Below are 24769 nucleotides of genomic sequence, written 5' to 3'. Positions count from 1 at the left end.
CTCGGTGGCCCTTGTTCATACTTTCGGGCTATGTGTCCGGTTCGCTCCGTCTCAGGCTCTTGACGGCGGAGAGGCCAAAGGCTCGACTTAAGGTTCACAAGTTGGAGAGACGCCGGGGTCTCGGAGCGCATAGCCGCGACACCGGCCGGGGGGCGGCGGATGGCCGTCGCCAAAGGCAGGAGTGGATGAGTCGTGCAGACTCCCGGATCGCAGTCCTCGCTGCACCGCGCGAACCTGGAGAGAGTCGTGCGGGCCGTGCGCCTCGCCGGTTCGCTGACCCAGGCGGAGATCGCCCGCACCACCGGACTGTCGGCGGCCACGGTCTCCAACATCGTCCGCGAACTGAAGGAGAGCGGCACCGTCGAGGTCACCGACACCTCGGCCGGCGGCCGCCGGGCCCGCAGCGTCTCGCTCAGCGGCGACGCGGGCATCGTGATCGGAGTGGACTTCGGCCACACCCACCTGCGGGTGGCCGTGGGCAACCTGGCGCACCAGGTACTCGCGGAGGAGGCCGAGCCGCTGGACGTGGACGCCTCCTGGGTGGACGGCTTCGACCGGGCGGAATCCCTGGTCGGACGGCTGGTCCAGGGCATCGGGGTGGCCCGCGACAAGGTCATCGGCGTGGGGCTCGGCGTCCCCGGCCCGATCGACGTGGAGTCCGGAACCCTGGGCTCGACGGCGATCCTGCCGGGCTGGGCCGGGATCAACCCGCGCCAGGAGCTCTCGCAGCGCCTGGGCGTACCCGTCTACGTGGACAACGACGCGAACCTCGGCGCGCTGGGGGAACTCGTCTGGGGCAGCGGACGCGGGGTCCGCGACCTGGCGTACATCAAGGTCGCGAGCGGTGTGGGCGCGGGCCTGGTGATCAACGGTCAGATCTACCGGGGACCCGGCGGCACGGCGGGGGAGATCGGGCACATCACCCTGGACGAATCGGGCCCCGTCTGCCGCTGCGGCAACCGCGGCTGCCTGGAGACCTTCGCCGCCGCGCGCTACGTGCTGCCGCTGCTCCAGGGCACGCACGGACCGGAACTGACGATGGAGAAGGTGGTCGAGCTGGCCCGGGACGGGGACCCCGGCTGCCGCCGGGTCATCACCGACGTGGGCCGGCACGTCGGCAGCGGCGTGGCCAGCCTCTGCAACCTCCTGAACCCGAGCCGGATCGTGCTCGGCGGCTCGCTGGCGGAGGCCGGCGAACTGGTGCTGGCGCCGATCCGGGAGTCCGTGGGGCGGTACGCGATCCCGAGCGCGGCCCGGCAGCTGTCGGTGCTCACCGGCTCCCTGGGGGGCCGTGCGGAAGTACTCGGCGCGCTGGCCCTCGTACTCAGCGAGATGGGCGATTCGACGCTTTTGTCGGAAAATGGCATTGGGATGCGACCTCCCGCGGCCATGTCTTCAGTTAGATAACGGATGGCACCGTTGTCATCTCGTTAAGGATTCACTCCTTGACGGCAAACTCGCGGCCGAGGTTGACTCACACCCACCTCGGCCGCAGCGTTGCGGCCTCGTCAGGGAGGTTCAACGAATGAACACGCGTATGCGTAGAGCCGCCGTAGCCGTCGCCGCCGGCGCCATGGCCGTTTCGCTGGCCGCATGTGGCAGCGCCAAGGAAGCGGACGGCGAGAAGAAGCCCTCCGGTGCCGCCGCCGGTGACGCGATCAAGGTCGGTCTGCTCCTGCCCGAGAACCAGACCGCGCGCTACGAGAAGTTCGACAAGCCGCTGATCGAGAAGAAGGTCGCCGATCTCACCGGCGGCAAGGCCGAGGTGGTCTACGCCAACGCCAAGCAGGACGCGACCACGCAGAACTCGCAGGTCGACACGATGATCACCAACAAGGTGAACGTCCTGATCGTCGACGCGGTCGACGCCAAGGCCATCGCCGGCTCGGTCAAGAAGGCCAAGGACGCCGGTATCCCGGTCGTCGCCTACGACCGCCTGGCGGAGGGCCCGATCGACGCCTACACCTCCTTCGACAACGAAGAGGTCGGCAAGGTCCAGGGCAAGGCCCTGCTGGAGGCCCTGGGCGACAAGGCCAACGGCGGCCAGATCGTCATGATGAACGGCTCCGTCACCGACCCGAACGCCGCGCTGTTCAAGAAGGGCGCCCACTCCGTCCTCGACGGCAAGGTGACCATCGGCAAGGAGTACGACACCAAGGAGTGGAAGCCGGAGAACGCCAACACCAACATGGCGGGCGCGCTGACCGCGCTCGGCAAGGACAAGGTGGTCGGCGTCTACTCCGCCAACGACGGCATGGCCGGCGGCATCATCACCGCCCTCAAGGCGGCCGGCCTGTCCCCCCTGCCCCCGGTCACCGGCCAGGACGCCGAACTCGCCGGTGTGCAGCGGATCGTGGCGGGCGAGCAGTTCATGAGCGTCTACAAGCCGTACGCCCCCGAGGCCGCGGCCGCCGCCGAGATGGCCGTCGCCCTCGCCAAGGGCGAGAAGATCGACGGGATCATCAACAACAAGGTCGACAGCCCGACCTCCAAGGGCGTCCCGTCCGTGCTGATCCCGGTCGTCTCGCTCACCAAGAGCAACATCAAGGACACCGTCGTCAAGGACGGCGTCTACACGGTCGAAGAGATCTGCACCGACAAGTTCGCGACCGCCTGCGCCACCATCGGCCTCAAGTAGGCCCCGTCGCCGCCGCCCCCTCGCGGCGCGGCGACCCTCCGGCCCTGCCCGGCGCCCCGCCCCTCATACCCCGCCAACCGCGGGGCGCCGGGCAGAAACGATTCATCGAATTACCGGATTCACCTTTCGCTCGTCGTATCCCATCCGCCCCGCTCCTGCTCTTTTGCACGACATCCCCGCCGGTCAGGCGGCGAAGGAGATGGTTCATGTGTCCGCTGCGCCCGTGCTGGCGTTGCGAGGGGTCTCGAAGCGGTTCGGCGCCGTCCAGGCCCTGACCGACGTAGAACTCGAGATCCACTCCGGTGAGGTGGTCGCCCTGGTCGGCGACAACGGCGCCGGCAAGTCCACGCTGGTCAAGACGATCGCCGGCGTGCACCCCATCGATGACGGAGTCATCGAGTGGGAGGGCCGCCCGGTCTCCATCGGCAAGCCCCACGACGCCCAGAACCTCGGCATCGCGACCGTCTACCAGGACCTCGCGCTGTGCGACAACATCGACGTCGTCGGCAACCTCTTCCTCGGACGCGAGCTCAAGCGCTACGGCGTCCTCGACGAGGTGGAGATGGAGCGCCGCGCCCGCGAGCTCCTGACCACCCTGTCCATCCGGATTCCCAGTGTCCGGATCCCCATCGCCTCGCTCTCCGGCGGCCAGCGCCAGACCGTGGCGATCGCCCGCTCGATGCTGGGCGAGCCCAAGCTCGTCATTCTCGACGAGCCCACCGCGGCCCTCGGCGTCGAGCAGACCGCCCAGGTGCTCGACCTCGTGGAGCGGCTGCGCGAGCGCGGCCACGCCGTCATCCTCATCAGCCACAACATGGCCGATGTGAAGGCCGTCGCCGACAAGGTGGCGGTGCTGCGACTGGGCCGCAACAACGGTGTCTTCAACGTCGCCGACACCTCGCAGGAAGAGATCATCTCCGCCATCACCGGGGCCACGGACAACGCCGTGACCCGCCGGGCGGCCCGCACCGGGGAGGCCCGCAAGTGAGCACCGAACACCACACCGCGGCGGAAGAGGTGGCCAAGCTGGCCAACCCCGCCGCCCCGGCGGACGCCATTCCGGTGGTGGACCCCCGCCTGCTCGTCCGCGAGCAGGGGCTGTCCGGCTACCTGAGCGAGTTCGGCCGCAAGATGAAGGCCGGCGACCTGGGCTCGATCCCGGTCGTCGTCGGCCTGATCATCATCTGGAGCATCTTCCAGGGGCTGAACTCCAACTTCCTCTCCCCGGAGAACCTCTCCAACATCGCGATCACCATGGTCGCCACCGGCATGATGGCCGTCGGCATCATCTTCGTCCTGCTGCTCGGCGAGATCGACCTCTCGGTCGGCTCGGTCAGCGGCGTCTCGGGCGCGATCGTCGCCGTCCTCGCCGTCACCCACGGCGTCAACGAGTGGGTCGCGATCCTCGCCGCCGTGGGCGGCGGAGCCCTGATCGGCGCCATCCACGGCTTCTTCTTCGCCAAGATCGGGGCCCCGGCCTTCGCCGTCACCCTGTCCGGCCTGCTGTTCTGGTCCGGCGCGATGCTCCAGATCCTGGGCAGCAACGGCACCATCAACCTCGACTCCGAGGGCGTGGTCGGAAAGCTCACCACGTACTACTTCTCGGACGTGGCCGCCGGCTACGGCCTCGCGGCGGTCGCCACGGTGGCGTACTTCCTCGCCACCTACTCCGACAACCGCCGCCGGGAGGCCGCCGGGGTCCCCTCGCGCCCGCTCAGCGAGATCCTGCTGCGCACCGGCCTGCTGGCGGTCTTCACCTTCGGCCCCGCCGTCGTGTTCAACCAGTACAAGGGCCTGCCCCTGGCGCTGGTGATCTTCGTGGTGGCTCTGGTCGGCACGGACTTCGTCCTGCGCCGCACCACCTTCGGCCGCAACGTCTTCGCCCTCGGCGGCAGCGTCGAGGCCTCCCGCCGCGCGGGCATCAACGTCAACGGGATCCGCATCGCGGTCTTCGCGATCGCGGGCACCTTCGCGGCCGTCGGCGGCCTCTTCTGGGCCTCCAAGATCGCGGCGGCCAACCAGAGCGCCGGCGCCGGCGACCTCCTGATGAACGTGATCGCGGCGGCCGTCATCGGCGGCACCAGCCTCTTCGGCGGCCGCGGCCGCACCTGGAACGCCCTCCTCGGTGTGATGGTCATCACCAGCATCCAGTACGGTCTGGCCCTGGAGGGGATCGCGACTCCGATCCAGTACATGATCACCGGTGCCGTGCTGCTGGCCACGGTGGTCATCGACTCGGTGACCCGCAAGACCCAGAAGTCGGCCGGCCGCGCCTGACCGCGCGACCTGGGCCGATCCCAGGTGGTAAGACCCGTCACAGTGCCCGGCGCCACTCCGTGTGGCGCCGGGCATCCGTGCGTACACGTGTGCGTACGGGTGTGCAGGTATACGCCCGTTTGGGATGTGTGATTTCGCGACGAGGTGTACAGGTATGACAAAGGTGTGACCCGCCAGGTACCGCCCGATGACCGCCCTCGCGAGCGGAACATTAGACTCGACAGACCAGCAAGCAACTGCAAGGAGGCACGGGTGCTGCTGACCCGCATCAAGGGACCGCGCGATCTGGACCGGCTCAGCCAGGAGGAGCTCAACCAGCTCGCGGCAGAGATCAGGTCCTTCCTCGTCGACGCCGTCTCCAAGACCGGCGGGCACCTCGGCCCCAACCTCGGCGTGGTCGAACTGACGATCGCCCTGCACCGGGTCTTCGAATCGCCCAAGGACAAGGTCCTCTTCGACACCGGCCACCAGGCCTACGTCCACAAGCTGCTCACCGGTCGCCAGGACTTCTCGGACCTGCGCGCCAAGGGCGGCCTCTCCGGCTACCCCTCGCGCGCCGAGTCCGACCACGACGTGATCGAGAACTCCCACGCCTCGACGGTGCTGGGCTGGGCCGACGGCCTCGCCAAGGCCAACGAGGTGCTCGGCCGCGAGGACCACCACGTCGCCGCCGTCATCGGCGACGGCGCGCTCACCGGCGGCATGGCCTGGGAGGCGCTGAACAACATCGCCGCCGCCAAGGACCGCCCGCTCGTCATCGTCGTCAACGACAACGAGCGCTCGTACGGCCCCACCATCGGAGGCCTCGCGAACCACCTGGCCACCCTGCGCACCACGGACGGCTACGAGCGGTTCCTGGCCCGCGGCAAGGAGATCCTGGAGCGCACCCCCGTCGTCGGGAAGCCGCTCTTCGAGACCCTGCACGGAGCCAAGAAGGGCCTCAAGGACTTCATCGCCCCCCAGGGCATGTTCGAGGACCTCGGCCTGAAGTACATCGGCCCCATCGACGGCCACGACATCGAGGCCCTGGAGTCGGCGCTCCAGCGCGCCAAGCGCTTCAGCGGCCCGGTCATCGTGCACTGCCTCACCCAGAAGGGCCGCGGCTACACCCCGGCGCTGGAGCACGAGGCGGACCGCTTCCACGCGGTCGGCGTGATCCACCCCGACACCGGCCTGCCGGTCAAGACCGCCGCCGCCAGCTGGACCTCCGTCTTCGCCGACGAGATGGTCAAGCTCGGCCACGAGCGCGAGGACATCGTCGGCATCACGGCCGCCATGCTCCACCCGGTCGGCCTGAACAAGTTCGCCGAGGCCTTCCCTGACCGCATCTACGACGTCGGCATCGCGGAGCAGCACGGCGCCACCTCGGCCGCCGGCCTCGCCACCGGCGGCGTCCACCCCGTCTTCGCGGTCTACGCCACCTTCCTCAACCGCGCCTTCGACCAGGTCCTCATGGACGTGGCCCTGCACAAGTGCGGCGTCACCTTCGTCCTGGACCGCGCGGGCGTCACCGGTGACGACGGCGCCTCCCACAACGGCATGTGGGACATGTCCATCCTCCAGGTCGTCCCCGGTCTGCGGCTGGCCGCCCCGCGCGACGCCGAGCAGCTGCGCGCCCAGCTGCGCGAGGCCGTGGAGGTCAAGGACGCCCCGACCGCCGTGCGCTACTCCAAGGGCGTCGTCGGCCCGGCAGTTCCGGCCGTCGGCCGGATCGGCGGCATGGACGTCCTGCGCGAGCCCGCCCCCGAGGTCACCCGTCCGGACGTACTCCTCGTCTCCGTCGGAGCGCTCGCCCCGATGTGCCTGGAGATCGCCGGCCTGCTCGACAAGCAGGGCATCTCCACCACCGTGGTCGACCCCCGCTGGGTCAAGCCCGTGGACGAGGCCCTCGCCCCGCTCGCCGACCGGCACCGGGTCGTCGTCACCGTCGAGGACAACGGCCGCACCGGCGGTGTGGGCGCCGCCGTGTCCCAGGCCCTGCGCGACGCGGGCGTCGACGTACCGCTGCGTGACTTCGGCATCCCGCAGCGGTTCCTCGACCACGCGCAGCGCAAGGAGATCATGGCCGAGATCGGCCTGACCGCCCCGGACATCGCCCGTCAGGTCACCGGACTCGTCGCCAAGCTGGACGGCCGCTTCGAGAGCGAGCCGGCCGCCGCCGTCGACTAGCCGGAACAGGCCGGAACGCGCGGTTGCACGTCACGGGCCGGGAGATCACCCTTGAAGGGTGGGCCTCCCGGCCCGTTCGCGTACTTCTTGGGAGGTGCGTCTGTGAGCACGGATCAGAACAGCCCGTTCCGCACCAAGACGGTGGAACAGTCCATCCGTGACACGGAGGAGCCGGAGCACGCGCTCCGCAAATCGCTCTCCGCCTGGGACCTGACCGTCTTCGGCGTCGGTGTCATCATCGGTACCGGCATCTTCGTCCTCACGGGCATCGCGGCCCGCAACAACGCCGGCCCCGCCACCGCGCTCTCCTTCGTGGTGTCGGGCGTCGTCTGCGCCCTCGCGGCCCTCTGCTACGCCGAGTTCGCGTCCACCGTCCCGGTGGCCGGATCGGCGTACACCTTCGCGTACGCCTCGATCGGCGAACTGCCGGCCTGGATCATCGGCTGGGACCTGGTCCTCGAATTCGCGCTCGGCACGGCCGTCGTGGCCGTCGGCTGGTCCGGGTACGTACGCCACCTCATGCACACGAACCTCGGCTGGGACATGCCCGTCGCGCTGTCCGGGCCCGACGCCGGCGGCACCTTCGACCTGATGGCCTTCCTGCTGGTCCTCGTCCTCACCGCGATCCTCGTCGTCGGCACGAAGCTGTCGGCCCGGATCACCGCGGTCGTCGTGGCCATCAAGGTCTTCGTCGTGCTGCTGGTCATCGTCGCGGGCCTGTTCTTCGTCAAGGCCGACAACTACTCGCCGTTCATCCCCCCGGCGAAGCCGCAGGAGGGCGGAAGCGGCTGGACGGCACCACTGGTCCAGCTGTTGTTCGGGTACGAGCCCACCAACTTCGGCGTCATGGGCATCTTCACGGCGGCGTCCCTGGTCTTCTTCGCCTTCATCGGCTTCGACGTCGTGGCCACCGCGGCCGAGGAGACCAAGAACCCGCAACGGGACATGCCGCGCGGCATCCTCGGTTCGCTGCTCATCTGCACGCTGCTCTACGTCGCCGTGACCATCGTGGTCACCGGCATGCAGTACTACGCGGAGATGTCGCCGACCGCCCCGCTCGCCGAAGCCTTCAAGTCGGTGAACCAGCCGTTCTTCTCCGGGGCCATCAGCCTCGGTGCGGCCGTCGGCCTGATCACCGTCAGCATGATCCTGCTGCTGGGCCAGACCCGGGTGTTCTTCGCGATGAGCCGCGACGGACTGCTGCCGCGCGTCTTCTCCGTCACCCACCCCAAGTACCGCACCCCGTACCGGGCCACGCTGCTCCTCGGCGGGATCATCGCGATCATCGCGGGGTTCACCAGCCTGGCGAAGCTCGCGGAACTGGTCAACATCGGCACCCTGTTCGCCTTCGTCATCGTGGCGCTCGGCGTGATCATCCTGCGCAAGACCCGCCCCGACCTGCACCGGTCCTTCCGCACCCCGTGGGTGCCGGTGATCCCGATCCTGTCGATGGCGGCCTCGCTCTGGCTGATGCTCAACCTGCCGGCCGAGACCTGGGTCCGCTTCGGGATCTGGATGGTGATCGGCTTCGTCGTCTACTTCCTGTACGGCAAGCGCAAGAGCCGCCTGGCCCAGGTCGGCCAGGACGCGGAGTACTAGGAGTACAGGGAGCTACGCGGACGGGGACGGCTCGGGCGCCGGGGACTTGGCGCCCGAGCCGCCCTTGGCGGGGGAGTCCTTCGCCGAGGCGGGCACCTTCTGGTCGGTGCGCAGGGCCTCCCACAGCCGGGAGGCCCGCTCCTGTGCGACCACGACCCGGTTCGGGTCCACCTTGTCGTAGGCCACCGGCAGCATGATGGTCTCCATGGTGGACGGGTCCACGCCCTGCATGCTCCGCGCGAAGTCGGACAGCGCGGTGAGCGAGGCCAGGTCGGAGTCGGTGGTCAGCGACTTGGTGCCGGCGTCGGCGAGCTTGTAGAGCCGTGCCGGATTGCCGAGGGCGTCCTGCTTCTTGATCTCGGACAGCATCGCGAGCATGAACTGCTGCTGGAGCCCTATGCGCCCGAGGTCGCTGCCGTCCCCGTAGCCGTAGCGGGTCCGTACGAACTTCAGCGAGGCGTTGCCGTCCAGGCGGTGCGTCCCCGCGTCCAGTTTGAGGCCGCCCTTGGCACCGGTCATCGGCTTGTCGAGGGTGACGGTGACCCCGCCCAGGGCGTCGACGAGGCCCTTGAAGCCGGCGAAGTCCACCTCGACGAAGTGGTCCACGCGGATCCCGGACAGCTGCTCCACCGTCTTGACCACGCAGGCCGGACCGGCCAGCGAGTAGACGGAGTTGAACATGACCCGGCCGGCGCCGGGAACGGTTTCGCCGTCCTTGTCCTTGCACTCGGGCCGGGTGATCAGGGTGTCGCGGGGGATGCTCACCGCGGTGGCCCTGGCCCGGCCCGCAGGTATGTGCACCAGCATCGCGGTGTCGGAGCGGGCGCCGCTGACGTTGCCGTGGTCGAGCTCGCCGTTGGCCCCGGCCCGGGAGTCGGAGCCGAGCACCAGGACGTTCTGCGCGTTCTCGACCACCTTCGGCGGCCGGTTGTCCGTGCCGATGGCCTGGTCCAGGTCCACACTGTCGATGTTCCCGTTGAGGTGGTCGTAGACCCACCAGCCGGACCCCGCCGCGCCGAGGACCACCACGGCCGCCGTCCAGGCGAGCCCCCGGCGGATCCGGGAGGCGCGCGAGCGGGGCGGCTTCGTGGTGGCGGGGGAGTCTGAAGTCATGCCCGGGAACCGGTCCTTCCGAACGGGTGGCGGGAGATCCGGTGGGGATCTCGGGGGGATCTCGCGGGCTACAACATAGACGCAGGAGGCCGCCCGGGAGCCCCGGGGTATCCTGATTCTGTTCGAACGGCGAAGCGGAAGGGTTGCTGCGGTTTCATGGCGACGCGATCCCGGCGCGGTTCGAACAGATCTCCCGAGCAGCCCTCCGGAGCCGTCCGGGCCCCCGCGGGCGACTGGAACACCGTGGCACTGGGCCCCCTGACGGGCCGTTGGCTCCTCACCGGCAAGGACGGCCGGCTCACCGCCTACGCGCACGCCGAGGACGGTCTGCTCCGCTGGACCGAGAGCGCCCCGGGCGGCCCCGCGTGGAGCGGCCCCGACCTCCTCCCCGCCGACGGGCTGACCGACCTCGCCGTGGGCCAGGGTCCCGACGGGTACGCCCACTTCGCGGGCCGGCGCCGTACCAGGAGCGGCGACGCCGAGACGGTCACCTACCACCACGCGGTGCAGTACCAGAGCGGCCGCCCGATGGGCCCCTGGGAGTCCCTGGGGACCCTCTACCAGCGGCCGGAGATGTCGCACCGAGGCGGCCCGCCGGCCGTGGCGGTGGACGCCCGGGGCGCACCCCACGTCTTCGTCCGCAACGCGGGCCGCGGAGTCCACGTCAGGCGCCAGGACGGGAAGGGCGACTGGCAGCCATGGGAGGACCTGCGGGGCAGCAAGGCCTTCGAGGGCCTCGCGGCCGACTCGGCCCGCGACGGCCGGATCTGGCTGGCCGCGCCCGGCGAGAAGGGCCTCTCCCGGTGGGCCCAGGGCACGCCCGGCGGCCCCATGGGGCGGGCCGGGGACGTCCCGTACCTCGCGCAGGACGGCTCGGTGCGCACGCTGGAGACGGCCCCGGGCCGGGTCACCCACTTCTGGCACGCGGCCGACGGCAGCGGGGTGTTCGCCTGCCGGGAGGGCGCCGGGGTGCTGGCGCTCGGCGGCGGACCGGCGGTCGGCGCGGTCGCGGCGGTCCGCGCCCTGGTCGACGGCTACGACTGCACGGTGCTGGCCCACCGGGGAGTGAACGGGCGCACCGCCCTCGCCGCGTACCCCACGGAACACGAGGCGGCGGGGCTCTGGTGGACCGAGATCGGCGAGGAGTGCCTCGGTTCCCCGGCGCTCGCCGTCGACGCCCGGGGCCTGGTCGTCATCGCCTGCGTCAGCGCCCGGGGCGAACTGCTGGTCAGCAGGCAGAAGGACAACTCCGGCCTGTCACTGGGCCGCTGGCAGCGCCTCTGACGGCTCGGGGCGCCGCCGGCCCTGCGGCGGGATCCTCGTCAGGTTGTGCCGGTCCACCGCCAGCGCCGATATCCGCCGGAGGAAGTCCACCGACCGTTCGGCGGTGTCCGGGGTGATCCAGGTGTCGTCGATGTCGCACAGCTCCACCCGCACGGGCGAGCCGCCCAGCACGATGGGCAGGGTGTAGGCGATGGTCGACGCGAAGGTCAGCAGGGACTGGCCGATGGGCTCGGTGAGGGCGGTCAGTTCGAGCGGCAGCTCGGGGTGGACGATCTCCATGCCGGTGAGCCCGGCGATCCGCTCCAGTTTGGGCCCGCTCTCCCTGCGGTGCGCGAAGTAGCGGCCGGCGGCCCGGTGGCGGGCGATCCAGCCGACCGCGTCGATGTACCGGTCCTCGTCGACGACCCCGGTCTCCACCAGCGAGCTGCCCGCCAGGTCGGCCCCGGACCGCACCCGCACCGGACCGAACGTGGCCCGGCTCCAGGCGTAGTCGTTGGGCCGCACCTCGGTGCCGGGCGGCGCGGCGACCGGCATGCAGGTGAAGAAGACGGCGCGCTCCAGCTCCTCCCGGGCCAGCCAGCGGTTGACCGGGCCGCCCTTGGCGGAGGGCTTGAGCTCGCCCTGGTGCCAGCGGGTCAGCTGCCCGCCGTACGTCAGCAGGCTGACCAGCTCGGTGGTGGCCGTGCCGTCGTCCACGACGACGACCTCGCGGGCCTTGGAGCGGGGCAGCAGCAGCTGGATCGTACGGGAGAACAGGTCGCCGATCACCAGGCGCCGGGCGGCCGCGACCGCGCGGCCGAGGCGGACCAGCTCCCCGGCCCGCCCCAGATAGCCCGCGCGGACCTCGTAGCGCCGCCAGACCACCTTGGACTGGGAGGCGAACCGGCACAGCCGGCGGACCTGCGCGCGGGAACGCGGGTCCACCGGCTGGAGGACGGCGATGGTGAGGGACGCTGCCTCGCCCGGGTGGACGTGGGCCCACTCCAGGACGTTCAGTAGTTGAGCCGGGCTCTCCACCAGGGCGAGGGTGTCGCTCATGCCGAGGCCGTCACGCCCTCGGCGGGGAGGGTGCCCTGGACGCGGCGGAGCTTCTTCATGGGGCCGAGCTCGGAGGCGTAGACGCGCTTCACGCCGTCGCCGAGGGCGGTCTCGATGGTGCGGATGTCGCGGACCAGGCGGGCCAGGCCCCCCGGCTCGACGGAGGCGGCCTGGTCGGAGCCCCACATGGCGCGGTCGAGGGTGATGTGCCGCTCCACGGCGCACGCGCCGAGGGCGACGGCGGCCACGGTGGTCTGGAGGCCCGTCTCGTGGCCGGAGTAGCCGATCGGGACGTTGGGGTACTCCTCCTGGAGCGTGTTGATGACGCGCAGGTTGAGCTCCTCGGCCTTCGCCGGGTACGTGGAGGTCGCGTGCAGCAGGACGACGTTCGCGCTGCCCAGCACCTCCACCGCGTGCCGGATCTGCTGCGGGGTGGACATCCCGGTGGACAGGATGACCGTCTTGCCGGTGGCGCGCAGGGCGAGCAGGAGCTCGTCGTCGGTCAGGGAGGCGGAGGCCACCTTGTGGGCCGGGACGCCGAACTTCTCCAGGAAGGTCACCGCCTCGGTGTCCCACGGGGAGGCGAACCAGTCGATGCCGCGCTTCGCGCAGTGCTCGCCGATGGCCCGGTACTCGTCCTCGCCGAACTCCACGCGGTGGCGGTAGTCGATGTACGTCATCCGGCCCCAGGGGGTGTCCCGTTCGATGTCCCACTGGTCGCGGGGGGTGCATATCTCGGGGGTGCGCTTCTGGAACTTCACCGCGTCACAGCCCGCGTCGGCGGCCGCGTCGATCAGCGCGAGGGCGTTGGCGAGCTCACCGTTGTGGTTGATCCCGATCTCACCGATCACATAGGTGGGTCGGCCGGGGCCGACCTCCTTGTTCCCGATCCGGCGGATTCGGCTGCTGTGCACCACTGTTCAGAGTTCCTTTCCGGGGTACTGCGAGGGGTCCGGCGACGACGGGGCCGCCGGGGTCTGCTGGGGGTCGAGGAGGGGGGCCAGGGCACGCGCCCGGTCGAGGTCGCCGGGCTCGTCGATCTCGATGGCCCGCTCGGGGGCCGTGGGGACGAGCTGGGTCCGGCCGAAGAAGCGGTGGCCGTGCCGGCGGAAGCCGTCGGCGCGCATGGCGTAGACGGCGCCCGACTCCAGGTACTCGGGGGTGCGGTCCTGGCGGCGCAGGCGTACGGAGCTGTCGTGGTTGACGCCGTGCGCCTGGTGGCCGGGCTCCGCGCCGGCGGGCCCGGTGCCCCAGAGGAAGCCGTGGAAGGGCACGGCGGTGAAGGCGGAGTCGGCGCCGTCGCGGACCACGGCCAGCACGGTCTCCTCCACCTCCTCCGGGGTGGTGAAGGGGCTGGTGCACTGGACGAAGACGAGCACGTCCACGGGCTCGCCGTGACGTTCCTCCAGCACGTCCAGCGCGTGCAGCAGCGCGGACTCGCTGGAGGCCCGGTCGGAGCCCAGTTCCGCCGGGCGGTCGACGACCTCGGCGCCGGCCCCGCGTGCGGCGCGGGCGATCGCCGCGTCGTCGGTGGAGACCACGACCCGGGACACGTGGGCGGCGCCCCGGCAGGCGAGGACCGCGCGGGCGACGAGCGGGACCCCGCCGACCTCGGCGGTGTTCTTGCCGGGGATGCCCTTGGAGCCGCCCCGGGCGGGTATGACGGCGGTGACGTTCACGAGGCTTCCCCCTGGGGTGCCGGGACTTCGGGGGCGGTCACACGCCGCCCCACTGCTGGATCTTCGGGGCCACGCGCTGGACCCCGAACTGGTAGGCGACCTTCAGCACGCGGCGGGAGGTGCGCCGCATCGGGCCGCCCGGGCGGCGGGCGGCGGCGGCCGCGCCGGGGGAGCCGTCCGGGTTCAGGCCCCGGCGGCGCAGCAGCGCGCCCACGTATTCGGGGGCGCTGTCGGCCGTGTAGTACGGGGATATCGGCGGCAGCGGGGTGCCGCGCAACTGGTCGATCCGGTGGCGCAGTTCCCCGTACGGATTCACCGCGCGGATTCCCTGGTCGGCGGTCCAGAATTCGTCCGCGAGCGGGGCGTCGCCCTCGTCGATCGCGGTCCAGTCGGTGACGCAGCCGGAACCGGTGAAATAGTGGTTCCCGTGGACTTCGCGAACTCCGAGATCACTGAGGATCGCGGTCGGCATTCCCCGGTGCATCGATTCGAGCGCGGCCGTGGAACTGACCGTCACCAGCAGGTCGGTGCGGTCGAGGGTGTCCGACATGTTTCCGTAGACGAAATGCAGATTGGGCGGCAGCGGCTCTTCCAGCTGTTCCGCGAGCACCTGGTAGTGGAAGGCCTCCACATGCGTGGTCGCCTCACCGGGCTTGCTGCGGAGTTTGATCAGTACGTCGCGCCCAGGCCGCAGCCGCGCGTGGGATATCGCACGGCGCAGCATGTAAAGGCGGCCGTTCCGGTCGGCGGGCACCGACGGCTGTACGGCGAAGCACACCGTATAGGGGTGCGTGGCGTGCGTGCGGCTCGCGTCGTAGGGCCTTTGGTCGAGGAACGGGAGCGCCGTCTGGACTATGCAGGAAGCGGGAATTCCCAGGGGCTCGTACACCTCGGTGAAACGGCGCCGGTCGAAGGGGCTGTTGGCGAGGACGATGTCGGCGCCGGCCCGCAGCAGGAGCCCGTCGGTCATCTTCTCGTAGACGACGCCCACGTAACCCGTCATCAGGACCGGCCGCCGCGGCGCCCCGGCGAACCGGCGGGCGAGCGCGTGCAGGGCCGCGTGGGTGGCTCCGCCGACCGTGCCCAGGATGATCAGATCCGCTCCGTCGAGTTCCGGCGCCGCCGCGAAATCGGCGAGCGTGGCCTCGGTGGTCGAGGCGGGGGTGATGCCGACCTCGGCCAGCTGGCGCGCCGTCGGGGTGCTGCGGCCGCGCAGCATGTGGGCATGCACCTCGCTGCCCGGTGCCAGGCCCACCGCCAGGCCCGCGCCCCATTTCCAGCGGGTGTCGGAGTCTGCGAGCACGTGGATGCGCACTTGGTGATTCCCGGGTCGGTCGGCGGAGCCCAACTGCCGTCGGCTTGCCCGCGGCCGGCCGCGGGCGAGGGGCGGGACTGCCGCCGGGCCCCATAGACCCTACATGCTCACCTGAGCCTTACGTGTCACGAAAAGGCTTCGGCGGCCCGGGGAGTTGTACGTCACACCCGGAGGATCCGGGTGCCTCTCCGGGCGCTTCTATCATGATGTCCGGTCCGTCCGCGGGGCTTCGGCGGATGTGTGTGGGCAATGGGGAGAAGGTGAGTGCTTCCGGTGGTGACCCTTTCGGTAATCGTCGCGATGTGTGACGTCCGGGAGTTCTGTCGGACGGCGCTCAAGTCCTTGGCGCTCAATGCCCGGGAGGATTTCGAGTTCATCGTCGTCGACGACGGCTCCGTCGACGGCACGTCAGAGATCCTGCGGGAGATGGTGCCGGGGATTCCCGGTGCCGTGCTGATCCGCAACGAGCGGAACCTCGGGATATCGGCGACGCGCAACATCGGCCTCGCCGCCGCCCGCGGCCGCTTCTTCACCTTCCTCGACGGCGATGACTGGTACGCACCCGGATATCTCGCGCAACTCGTCGGCTGGATGAGCCAGTCCGGCGTGGATTTCCTGCGCACCGGCCACGTCCGCGTCTACGGCAGAAAACGGAAGGTCGTCATGGCGCCGCTCGCGCCGAGGGCCCTTCCGCTGGATCCGGCCGACTACATCGGCCCCGTCGACGCCTCCACCTTCATGGACTACCCGCAGTCCTGGGCCGGCATCTACGACCGGGAGCGCCTGCGGGAGGCCGACGCGCTGTTCTTCGACGAGAGCCTGCGCACCGCCGAGGACCGTCCCTGGTTCTACAAGCTGCACCTGCGGATGCGCTCCTTCGGAGTGGTCGACCTCCACGGCGTCTTCTACCGCCGCGACGTCTCCACTTCCCTCACCAAGGTCCCCGACGAGCGGCAGCTGGACTTCCTTCCGGCCTTCCGCATGATTTTCGACGAGCTCGCCCGCCACCCGCGCGGATATGAACTCTCGTTCAAGGCCATGCGGACCCTGTGCGCGCTCATCGTCATTCATCTGGGCCGCGAGGACCAGTACGAGGAACTCACCCGGGACCTGCTGCGCGAACGCGGCGCGCAGATCCTCTTCGACCTCCCCCAGGACATCCTCGAAGGAACCCTGGCGGGAATGGACTCCGCACGCGTGACCAAGCTCAGGGAACTCATGTCGCAGCACCAGGGCGCCGCCGCCCGATGACCCGGATATTCGCCGCCTCCACCCTCTACGGCGCCATGACGGTGGCCGCCGCCATCGACGCCGGGCAGCTCGGCCAGGACGACCGCGAGCGCATCCTGCTCGTCTGCAACAACGTCGACATCCCCGAAGTCGCCACCCCGCTGCACCACATGCCCGGTGCCGCCGCCGTCCTCGCGCGCTTCCACCGGGTCGTCTACTGGAACGACCTCATCTACCCCTTCCACCCGGCGCTGTGGGCACCCCGTGACGAGGACGCCCCCCTCTGGCGCACCGTCATGGGGGAGAAGATGGCCATCCGGCCCGGACCCCTGGAGCTCGTCGTCGAGTCGATCCAGGTCAAGCCGGCCCAGACGCTCTGCAAGATCTTCTCGGACGCCACCCTCGCCGTGTACGCCGACGGCGTCATGAGCTACGGCCCCACCCGCAACGACCTGCCCCGCCCCGTACACGGCCGGATCGGCCAGGTCCTCTACCTCGACCTCATCCCCACCCTGCTGCCCATGCTCCTCACCGAGCACGGGATCCCCTCACAGCCCGTGCACACCGGCGCCGTCCTCAAACTGATGGCGGAGCTCACCGAGGAGTGCCGCCCGATCCTCGACCGGGTGATCCCGCGGCAGCTCGCAGAGAGCGGCCCGGCGAGCGCACTGCTCCTCGGCCAGTACCTCTCGCCCCTCGGCATCCTCACCGAAGACGAGGAAGAGGACCTGCACCGGCGCATGTTCGAGCACGCGGTGCGGCTCGGCCACACCTCCGTCGTCTTCAAACCGCACCCCAGCGCCCCCTCCAGCCTCTCCGACGCCGTCGCCGAAGCGGCCCGCGAGGCCGGCGTCCCCTTCCTCGTGCTGGACGTCCCGGTCCTCGCCGAGACCGTCTTCGAGCACCTGCGCCCCGGCCGGGTGATCGGCTGCTTCTCCACCGGCCTGTTCACCGCCCGGGCCCTGTACGGGATCCCCGTCGCCCAGATCGGCGCGCTGGAGGTCGTCCGGCGCATGCGGCCGTACGCCAACAGCAACCGGATCCCGGCCACCCTCACCCACGCCCTGGTCCCCGACCTGGAGGAGCCGACGGCCGCCCCGGCCGACCGGATCCTGGACGTGGAACACATCCGGACCGAGGTCACCCCGTACGTCCAGGCCGTCGGCTACTGCATGCAGCCCAAGCGGTTCGACTTCCTGCGCCCGGTCGCCGAGGCGTACATCGCCGCGGCCGTCGACCAGTGGGAGGGCCGGCCCGAGCTGTCCATGCACTTCAACGAGCGCACCCGCACCCGCCTGGAACTGCCCGGCCCGCGCACCTGGAAGTGGCGCCGCGGTCTCGGCTGGACCCTGCGCAGCACCGGGGAGCGCGGCGAGCCCGACGAGGTGCCCTTCACCGACGTCTCGATGAGCGGCTTCGCCTCCCTCGTGGAGGCCAAGGACGACCGGGGCGTCCTGGAGGTCGGCTCGCGGCTCCTCGCCGAACAGGAGAACCTCGACCTGCTCATCGGCATGGCCCAGGCCCACATCCGCCGCAAGGAGACCGACCAGGCCCGGCGGCGGATCGAGCGGGCCGTCGAGATCTCCGCCGACAGCGGGCGCGCCCTGGTGTGGCTGCGGATCGCGGAGACGGCCGCCAAGCTCGGCAAGCGCGGCGACGACCTGCGCCTGCCGGCGGCGCGGCGGGCGCTCGGCATCAACCCGGACTCGCCCGCCGCCCAGCGCCTGGTCAGGACCGGCCGGCTCGGCCGCAGGTAGGAGCACGTACGCGAATCGGCCCGTCCGCACCAGGTGCGGACGGGCCGATTCGCGAACTGCCCGCGGTGTTACGCCGGGACGCTGGCGACACCCGGGGCGAGGAACTTCTTGCCGTTCACCCGCTCCGAGACGCCCTCACGGTCCAGGTACGGGGTGATGCCGCCCAGGTGGAAGGGCCAGCCCGCACCGGTGATGAGGCAGAGGTCGATGTCCTGGGCCTCGGCCACGACACCCTCCTCCAGCATCAGGCCGATCTCCTGCGCCACCGCGTCCAGGACGCGGTCGCGGACCTGCTCCTCGGTCAGGACGGAGTCGCCCTGCACCAGGAGGGCGGCGACCTCGGGGTCCAGCTCCGGCTTGAAGCCGTTCTCGGCGGAGTAGACGTAGAAGCCGCGCTTGCCCGCCTTGACGACCGCAGCGAGGTTCGGGGAGACGGTGAAGCGCTCCGGGAAGGAACGGTTCAGCGTCTCGGAGACGTGCAGACCGATCGCCGGACCCACGAGCTCCAGCAGCACCAGCGGGGACATCGGCAGGCCGAGCGGCTCGATGGCCTTCTCCGCCGTGACGACCGGGGTGCCCTCGTCGATGACGTTCTGGATCTCGCCCATGAAGCGGGTCAGGATGCGGTTCACGACGAACGCCGGGGCGTCCTTCGTCAGGACCGCGGTCTTCTTCAGCTTCTTGGCGACACCGAAGGCCGTGGCCAGCGAGGCGTCGTCCGTCTGCTCACCGCGGACGATCTCCAGCAGCGGGAGGATCGCGACCGGGTTGAAGAAGTGGAAGCCGACCACGCGCTCCGGGTGCCGGAGCTTCGAGGCCATCTCCGACACCGACAGGGAGGAGGTGTTGGTGGCGAGGATCGCGTGCGCCGGGGCGACCGCCTCGACCTCCGCGAACACCTTCTGCTTGACGGACATCTCCTCGAACACGGCCTCGATGATGAAGTCCGCGTCCGCGAAGCCCTCGGCCTTGTCCAGGACACCCGTCACCAGGGCGGTCAGGCGGTTGGCCTTGTCCTGGTTGATGCGGCCCTTGCCGAGCAGCTTCTGGATCTCGGCGTGGACGTAGCCCACGCCCTTGTCCACGCGCTCCTGGTCGATGTCGGTGAGGACCACCGGCACCTCCAGGCGGCGCAGGAAGAGCAGCGCCAGCTGCGAGGCCATCAGGCCCGCGCCGACGACGCCGACCTTGGTGACCGGACGGGCCAGGGACTTGTCCGGGGCACCGGCCGGGCGCTTGGCGCGCTTCTGGACCAGGTTGAAGGCGTAGATGCCCGAGCGCAGCTCGCCGCCCATGATGAGGTCGGCCAGGGCCGTGTCCTCGGCGTCGAAGCCGGCCTGCAGGTCGCCCGACTTGGCGGCGGCGATGATGTCCAGCGCGCGGTAGGCGGCCGGAGCGGCGCCGTGCACCTTGGAGTCCGCGATGGAGCGGCCCTTGGCGACGGCCGCGTCCCAGGCCTCGCCGCGGTCGATCTCGTCGCGGACGACCTCGGTGGTGCCGTTCAGGACGTTCGCGGTCCACAGGAGCGACTGCTCCAGGAAGTCGGCGCCCTCGAAGATCGCGTCGGCGATGCCGAGCTCGAAGACCTGCTTGCCCTTGAGCTGGCGGTTCTGGTTGAGCGAGTTCTCGATGATGACCGAGACCGCGCGCTCCGCGCCGATCAGGTTCGGGAGGATGGCGCAGCCGCCCCAGCCCGGAACCAGGCCGAGGAAGACCTCGGGCAGGGAGAAGGCCGGGATGGCCTTCGAGACGGTGCGGTACGAGCAGTGCAGCCCGACCTCGACGCCGCCGCCCATCGCCGCACCGTTGTAGTACGCGAAGGTGGGGACGGCCAGCGCGGAGAGGCGCTTGAAGACGTCGTGGCCGCCCTTGCCGATGGCGAGCGCCTCGTCGTGCTTCTTCAGCAGCTCGACGCCCTTGAGGTCGGCGCCGACCGCGAAGATGAACGGCTTGCCGGTGATGCCCGCGCCGACGATGGTGCCGGCGGTGGCCTCCTGCTCGACCTGGTCGATCGCCGCGTTCAGGTTGGCGAGGGACTGCGGGCCGAAGGTGGTCGGCTTGGTGTGGTCGAAGCCGTTGTCCAGCGTGATGAGCGCGAAGCGCCCGGCGCCGAACGGCAGGTCCAGGTGACGGACGTGCGCGGACGTGACGACCTCGTCCGGGAACAGCTCGGCCGCGCCCTTCAGGAGCTCAGCGGTGGTGCTCACTTGGAGTCTCCCTCGGCGTTGAAGTTCGGGTTCTCCCAGATGACCGTGGCGCCCATGCCGAAGCCGACGCACATGGTGGTCAGGCCGTAGCGGACGTGCGGCTGCTCCTCGAACTGGCGGGCCAGCTGCGTCATCAGACGCACGCCGGAGGAGGCCAGCGGGTGACCGAAGGCGATGGCGCCGCCGTACTGGTTCACGCGGGCGTCGTCGTCGGCGATGCCGTAGTGCTCCAGGAACGCGAGGACCTGGACCGCGAAGGCCTCGTTGACCTCGAAGAGACCGATGTCGTCGATCGTCAGGCCGGCCTGGGCCAGGGCCTTCTCGGTGGCCGGGATCGGGCCGTAGCCCATGACCTCCGGCTCGACACCCGCGAAGGAGTAGGAGACGAGGCGCATCTTGACCGGGAGGTTGTTCTCCCGGGCGAAGTCCTCGGACGCGATGATCGCGGCGGTGGCACCGTCGTTGAGACCGGCGGCGTTGCCCGCGGTCACGTTGCCGTGCACGCGGAACGGGGTCTTCAGGCCGGCCAGGTTCTCCAGCGTGGTGCCCGGGCGCATCGGCTCGTCGGTGGTGACCAGGCCCCAGCCCGTCTCACCGGCCGCCTCGTTGGTGTTGCGCACCGAGATCGGGACCAGGTCCTGCTGGATCTTGCCGTCGGCGTAGGCCTTGGCGGCCTTCTCCTGCGAGCGCACGGCGTACTCGTCGGCGCGGAGCTTGGTGATCGTCGGGTACCGGTCGTGCAGGTTCTCGGCGGTCATGCCCATGAACAGGGCGGACTCGTCGACCAGCTTCTCGGAGACGAAGCGCGGGTTCGGGTCCACGCCTTCGCCCATGGGGTGGCGGCCCATGTGCTCGACACCGCCGGCGAGGGCGACGTCGTACGCACCGAAGGCCACACCGCCCGCGACGGCGGTCACGGCGGTCAGCGCGCCGGCGCACATGCGGTCGATGGAGTAGCCCGGGACGGACTGCGGGAGGCCCGCGAGGATGCCGGCCGTGCGGCCCAGCGTCAGGCCCTGGTCGCCGATCTGCGTGGTCGCGGCGATGGCGACCTCGTCGATCTTCTTGGGGTCCAGGTCCGGGTTGCGGCGCAGCAGCTCCCGGATCGCCTTCACGACGAGGTCGTCGGCGCGGGTCTCGTGGTAGATGCCCTTCGGGCCCGCCTTGCCGAACGGGGTGCGGACGCCGTCGACGAAGACGACGTCCCTGACGGTACGAGGCACGTTGGCTCTCCTCCAGGTACGGGATGGCGCTGCTGCGCGGGGGCGGCCCGGCCGGTATGGCTGAGCGCCCGCTCACCCGGCCCATGCTACTTGCGGGTAACCAATGTGCACACCCCCTCCCCGAGGAGCGGCGAAGGTCACACTCCCGCGAGGGGGCGCGGGCAGCGCGAAAGCCCCCGGCCGGGGACCGGGGGCTTTCGTCGGGTCGGGCTCAGGCGGTCGCGGCCAGGGCCGTGACCAGGGCCGGGGTCACCTGCTCGATCTGCCAGGGGCGGGCGCCGTAGCCCGCCAGGGCCTCGGCCACCGTGGCGGCCTCCAGCCGCTTCGGGGGCTCCCAGCACAGCCGGCGCACGGTGTCCGGAGTGATCAGGTTCTCCTGCGGCAGGTTCAGCCGCTCGGCCAGCGCGGAGACGGACGTGCGGGCCGCCGACAGCCGGGCCGCGGCGGCCGGGTCCTTGTCCGCCCAGGAACGCGGCGGGGGCGGGCCGGACGGGGACGCCCCCGGCTGCGGCAGCTCGTTCTCGGGCAGGGCCTTCGCCCGGTCCACGGCGGCCATCCACTGGTCCAGCTGGCGCCGGCCCATCCGCTGCCCGTACCCGGGCAGGGACGACAGGGCGTGCACGTTCGCGGGGAGCGCGAGGGCCGCCTCCACGATCGCGGCGTCGCCCAGCACCTTGCCGGGGGAGACGTCACGGCGCTGCGCGATGCGGTCGCGGGACTCCCACAGCTCCCGGACGACCGCCATCTGCCGGCGGCGGCGCACCTTGTGCATGCCGGAGGTGCGGCGCCACGGGTCCTTGCGGGGCGGGGCGGGCGGGGCCGAGGCGATGGCGTCGAACTCCTGCCGGGCCCACTCCAGCTTGCCCTGCCGGTCCAGCTCCTTCTCCAGCGCGTCCCGCAGGTCCACCAGCAGCTCCACGTCGAGAGCGGCGTAGCGCAGCCAGGGCTCGGGGAGCGGGCGGGTGGACCAGTCGACGGCGGAGTGCCCCTTCTCCAGGGCGTAGCCGAGCACGCCCTCGACCATCGCGCCGAGTCCGACCCGGGGGAAGCCCGCCAGGCGGCCGGCCAGCTCGGTGTCGAAGAGCGAGGTGGGCACCATGCCTATTTCACGCAGGCACGGCAGGTCCTGGGTGGCGGCGTGCAGGATCCATTCGGTCCCGGAGAGCGCCTCGCCCAGCGCGGAGAGGTCCGGGCAGCCCACCGGGTCGATGAGCGCGGAACCCGCGCCCTCGCGGCGCAGCTGCACCAGGTAGGCGCGCTGGCCGTAGCGGTAGCCGGAGGCGCGCTCGGCGTCGACGGCCACGGGTCCGGTGCCGGCGGCGAAGGCCGCGACGACCCGGGCGAGGGCGTCGGCGTCGGCGACGACCGGCGGGATGCCCTCACGGGGCTCCAGCAAGGGGATCGGCGTCGGCTGCCCATCGGACGGAACCTCGGCGTCCGGGGGGCCGCCCCCGGTGGTGGTGCGCAGGTGCGCTGCGGTCTCTTGGGCGTCGGTCACCGGTAAAGGGTATCCGTGTATGTGACGCGCCCGTCGCCGGAACGTTCCGTCGACGGGCGCGAGGGGGAGGGCGGCGGCCGGTTCCCGGGGTCTCGGGGCGGTTCGCCCGGGAGCCCCGGGACGGATCAGTGGATGATCCCCGTCCGCAGCGCGACGGCGACCATCCCGGCCCGGTCGCCGGTGCCCAGCTTGCGGGCGATCCGGGCGAGGTGGGACTTGACGGTCAGGGCGGACAGGCCCATCGAGACGCCGATGGCCTTGTTGGACTGGCCCTCCGCGACGAGGCGCAGGACCTCGACCTCGCGGCCGGAGAGCTCTCGGTAGCCGCCCGGGTGGCTCGGGGCACCCGGGGGGCGGCGGTGCATACGGGCGGCGGCGGCGCCGATGGGGGCGGCGCCGGGCCGGGTGGGGAGCCCGATGTTGGTCCGCGTACCCGTGACGACGTAGCCCTTCACCCCGCCCGCGAGGGCGTTGCGCACGGCACCGATGTCATCGGCGGCGGACAGGGCCAGGCCGTTCGGCCAGCCCGCGGCGCGGGTCTCGGAGAGCAGGGTGAGACCGGAGCCGTCGGGCAGGTGTACGTCGGCCACGCAGATGTCGCGCGGGCTGCCGACGCGGGGGCGGGCCTCCGCGATGGACGACGCCTCGATCACGTCACGGACTCCGAGGGCCCACAGATGGCGGGTCACCGTGGAACGGACGCGCGGGTCGGCCACGACGACCATGGCCGTCGGCTTGTTCGGGCGGTAGGCGACCAGGCTTGCGGGCTGCTCGAGAAGAACGGACACCTAGGCCTCCTGGGGGAGTGGCGGGACGGGCCGGCTCGGGGAAGGAAGCCGGTTCGCACCGTGCGGATGGTCACTGACTCCTTCGGCACGTCACCCACCCGGCTTTAGGGAATGATCACGATTTGGTGAGTAACAATTCGGGCAATTCGGACGCACGATCGATCAAGGGATGATCGGAAGGTCGCCCGGCGCGCGCCCTTCTGACGCACCGTTACGACAACGACCGGTCGACACCGGTGGGTACGGAGGAGCCGGGCGGGGCCGTACGGCCCCCTCGGGCCGCCCGGCTACGGGTGGTGCGGACCGCGCCGCTGTGGCAGGGACACCACGCCCGTGGCGTTGTCCGTCGGCCCCACCGGCGGCAGCCCCGCGATCTGGCACAGCAGCTCGCACCAGGCCGCCAGGTGCGCGGTCGTGTCCGGCACCCCGCCCGCCCCCTCGCGCGGCGTCCACGAGGCCCTGATCTCGATCTGGGTCGCCGGACGCCGCTCCGCGAGCCCGCCGAAGTAGTGCGAGGCCGCCATCGTCACGGTGCCGCTCGCCTCGCCGTACCCCAGCCCGCGCGCCTCCAGCGCCCCCGTCAGCCAGGACCAGCACACCTCGGCCAGCAGCGGGTCCGCAGCCATCTCCGGCTCCAGCTCCGCCCGTACCAGCGTCACCAGCCGGAAGGTGCCCTGCCAGGCGTCGTGCCCGGCCGGATCGTGGAGCAGGATGAGCCGGCCGTCTGCCAGGTCGTCCTCCCCGTCCACGACCGCAGCCTCCAGCGCGTAGGCGTACGGCGCCAGCCGCTGGGGCGGCTTCGTCGGCTCGATCTCGATCCCGGGCCGCAGCCGCGCCTTGCGCAAGCCGTCGACCGCCCGCCGGAACGGGAGCGGGACCGAACTCTCCTTCGCGCTGTCCGTACCCTCGGCGCCATCTGAAAATCGTCCCTGAGCCGCAGCCATGCCGGGAAGA

General features: G+C 71.0%; 19 protein-coding genes. 9 read left to right on the top strand and 10 right to left on the bottom strand.

The annotated features are described in order from the left end of the window. Positions 1-192 precede the first annotated feature (192 nt). The 6 genes from ACZ597_RS19640 (at position 193) to ACZ597_RS19615 (ending at position 8683) form a co-directional block, all read left to right on the top strand. Complete coding sequence (locus tag ACZ597_RS19640; RefSeq protein ID WP_471331576.1) at positions 193-1407, top strand: ROK family transcriptional regulator; 1215 nt, start codon at positions 193-195, stop codon at positions 1405-1407. 118 nt (positions 1408-1525) lie between these two features. Beyond that, the gene (locus tag ACZ597_RS19635; protein ID WP_471331573.1) at positions 1526-2638 is read left to right on the top strand and encodes a sugar ABC transporter substrate-binding protein; all 1113 of its coding nucleotides are present in this window, start codon (positions 1526-1528) and stop codon (positions 2636-2638) included. 199 nt (positions 2639-2837) lie between these two features. Beyond that, positions 2838-3626: an ATP-binding cassette domain-containing protein gene (locus ACZ597_RS19630; protein WP_042818391.1), complete on the top strand. Its 789-nt coding sequence runs from the start codon at positions 2838-2840 to the stop codon at positions 3624-3626. Continuing rightward, on the top strand, positions 3623-4915 hold the full coding sequence (locus ACZ597_RS19625; protein ID WP_471331569.1) for a sugar ABC transporter permease: 1293 nt from the start codon (positions 3623-3625) through the stop codon (positions 4913-4915). The genes ACZ597_RS19630 and ACZ597_RS19625 overlap by 4 nt, the downstream gene beginning before the upstream one ends. Positions 4916-5167: 252 nt before the next feature. After that, positions 5168-7084: a 1-deoxy-D-xylulose-5-phosphate synthase gene (gene dxs / locus ACZ597_RS19620; protein WP_471331566.1), complete on the top strand. Its 1917-nt coding sequence runs from the start codon at positions 5168-5170 to the stop codon at positions 7082-7084. A gap of 102 nt (positions 7085-7186) precedes the next feature. Then, positions 7187-8683 carry an amino acid permease gene (locus ACZ597_RS19615; protein WP_471331563.1) on the top strand — a complete coding sequence of 499 codons (1497 nt, stop codon included), beginning with the start codon at positions 7187-7189 and terminating at the stop codon, positions 8681-8683. A gap of 12 nt (positions 8684-8695) precedes the next feature. Here ACZ597_RS19615 and ACZ597_RS19610 read toward each other — a convergent pair whose 3' ends face one another. Further along, entirely contained in the window at positions 8696-9796 is a 1101-nt protein-coding gene (locus ACZ597_RS19610) for an LCP family protein (RefSeq protein WP_471331561.1), read from the bottom strand. Between the two features lie 156 nt (positions 9797-9952). On the opposite strand from ACZ597_RS19610, the gene ACZ597_RS19605 reads away from it, so the two are divergent. Then, positions 9953-11080, top strand: coding sequence for a PLL family lectin (locus ACZ597_RS19605; protein ID WP_471331558.1), 1128 nt, complete (start codon positions 9953-9955; stop codon positions 11078-11080). Here the strand turns inward: ACZ597_RS19605 and ACZ597_RS19600 are convergent. The 4 genes from ACZ597_RS19600 to ACZ597_RS19585 are packed head-to-tail and all read right to left on the bottom strand — an operon-like array spanning position 11054 to position 15112. Then, the gene (locus ACZ597_RS19600) at positions 11054-12118 is read right to left on the bottom strand and encodes a hypothetical protein (RefSeq protein ID WP_471331555.1); all 1065 of its coding nucleotides are present in this window, start codon (positions 12116-12118) and stop codon (positions 11054-11056) included. The genes ACZ597_RS19605 and ACZ597_RS19600 overlap by 27 nt on opposite strands. Continuing rightward, complete coding sequence (locus tag ACZ597_RS19595; RefSeq protein ID WP_471331552.1) at positions 12115-13032, bottom strand: N-acetylneuraminate synthase family protein; 918 nt, start codon at positions 13030-13032, stop codon at positions 12115-12117. The genes ACZ597_RS19600 and ACZ597_RS19595 overlap by 4 nt, the downstream gene beginning before the upstream one ends. Before the next feature lie 6 nt (positions 13033-13038). Next, a complete protein-coding gene (locus tag ACZ597_RS19590; RefSeq protein WP_471331549.1) occupies positions 13039-13797 on the bottom strand; it encodes an acylneuraminate cytidylyltransferase family protein in 759 nt (252 codons plus the stop codon). Between the two features lie 37 nt (positions 13798-13834). Beyond that, on the bottom strand, positions 13835-15112 hold the full coding sequence (locus ACZ597_RS19585) for a DUF6716 putative glycosyltransferase (protein ID WP_471331547.1): 1278 nt from the start codon (positions 15110-15112) through the stop codon (positions 13835-13837). Between the two features lie 276 nt (positions 15113-15388). On the opposite strand from ACZ597_RS19585, the gene ACZ597_RS19580 reads away from it, so the two are divergent. Both ACZ597_RS19580 and ACZ597_RS19575 read left to right on the top strand, forming a co-directional pair. Next, positions 15389-16363: a glycosyltransferase family 2 protein gene (locus ACZ597_RS19580; protein ID WP_471331544.1), complete on the top strand. Its 975-nt coding sequence runs from the start codon at positions 15389-15391 to the stop codon at positions 16361-16363. Then, the gene (locus ACZ597_RS19575; protein WP_471331541.1) at positions 16360-18099 is read left to right on the top strand and encodes a polysialyltransferase family glycosyltransferase; all 1740 of its coding nucleotides are present in this window, start codon (positions 16360-16362) and stop codon (positions 18097-18099) included. The genes ACZ597_RS19580 and ACZ597_RS19575 overlap by 4 nt, the downstream gene beginning before the upstream one ends. 68 nt (positions 18100-18167) lie before the next feature. On the opposite strand, the gene ACZ597_RS19570 is transcribed toward ACZ597_RS19575, so the two are convergent. The 5 genes from ACZ597_RS19570 to ACZ597_RS19550 all read right to left on the bottom strand — a co-directional run bounded on the left by ACZ597_RS19570 (position 18168) and on the right by ACZ597_RS19550 (position 24759). Then, a complete protein-coding gene (locus ACZ597_RS19570) occupies positions 18168-20306 on the bottom strand; it encodes a 3-hydroxyacyl-CoA dehydrogenase NAD-binding domain-containing protein (protein WP_471331539.1) in 2139 nt (712 codons plus the stop codon). Further along, positions 20303-21529 carry a thiolase family protein gene (locus tag ACZ597_RS19565; protein WP_030719775.1) on the bottom strand — a complete coding sequence of 409 codons (1227 nt, stop codon included), beginning with the start codon at positions 21527-21529 and terminating at the stop codon, positions 20303-20305. The genes ACZ597_RS19570 and ACZ597_RS19565 overlap by 4 nt, the downstream gene beginning before the upstream one ends. Before the next feature lie 211 nt (positions 21530-21740). Continuing rightward, positions 21741-23027, bottom strand: coding sequence for an HRDC domain-containing protein (locus ACZ597_RS19560; RefSeq protein WP_471331535.1), 1287 nt, complete (start codon positions 23025-23027; stop codon positions 21741-21743). Positions 23028-23152: 125 nt separating this feature from the next. Beyond that, the gene (locus ACZ597_RS19555) at positions 23153-23815 is read right to left on the bottom strand and encodes a helix-turn-helix transcriptional regulator (RefSeq protein ID WP_007267191.1); all 663 of its coding nucleotides are present in this window, start codon (positions 23813-23815) and stop codon (positions 23153-23155) included. A 287-nt stretch (positions 23816-24102) separates the two neighbouring features. Next, positions 24103-24759, bottom strand: a complete 657-nt coding sequence (locus tag ACZ597_RS19550; RefSeq protein WP_471331533.1) for a DUF3000 domain-containing protein — start codon at positions 24757-24759, stop codon at positions 24103-24105. Positions 24760-24769: the final 10 nt, after the last annotated feature.

The sequence above is a fragment of the Streptomyces sp. NPDC040718 genome, assembly GCF_055593565.1.
This window is presented reverse-complemented; position numbering and strand designations above follow the sequence as displayed.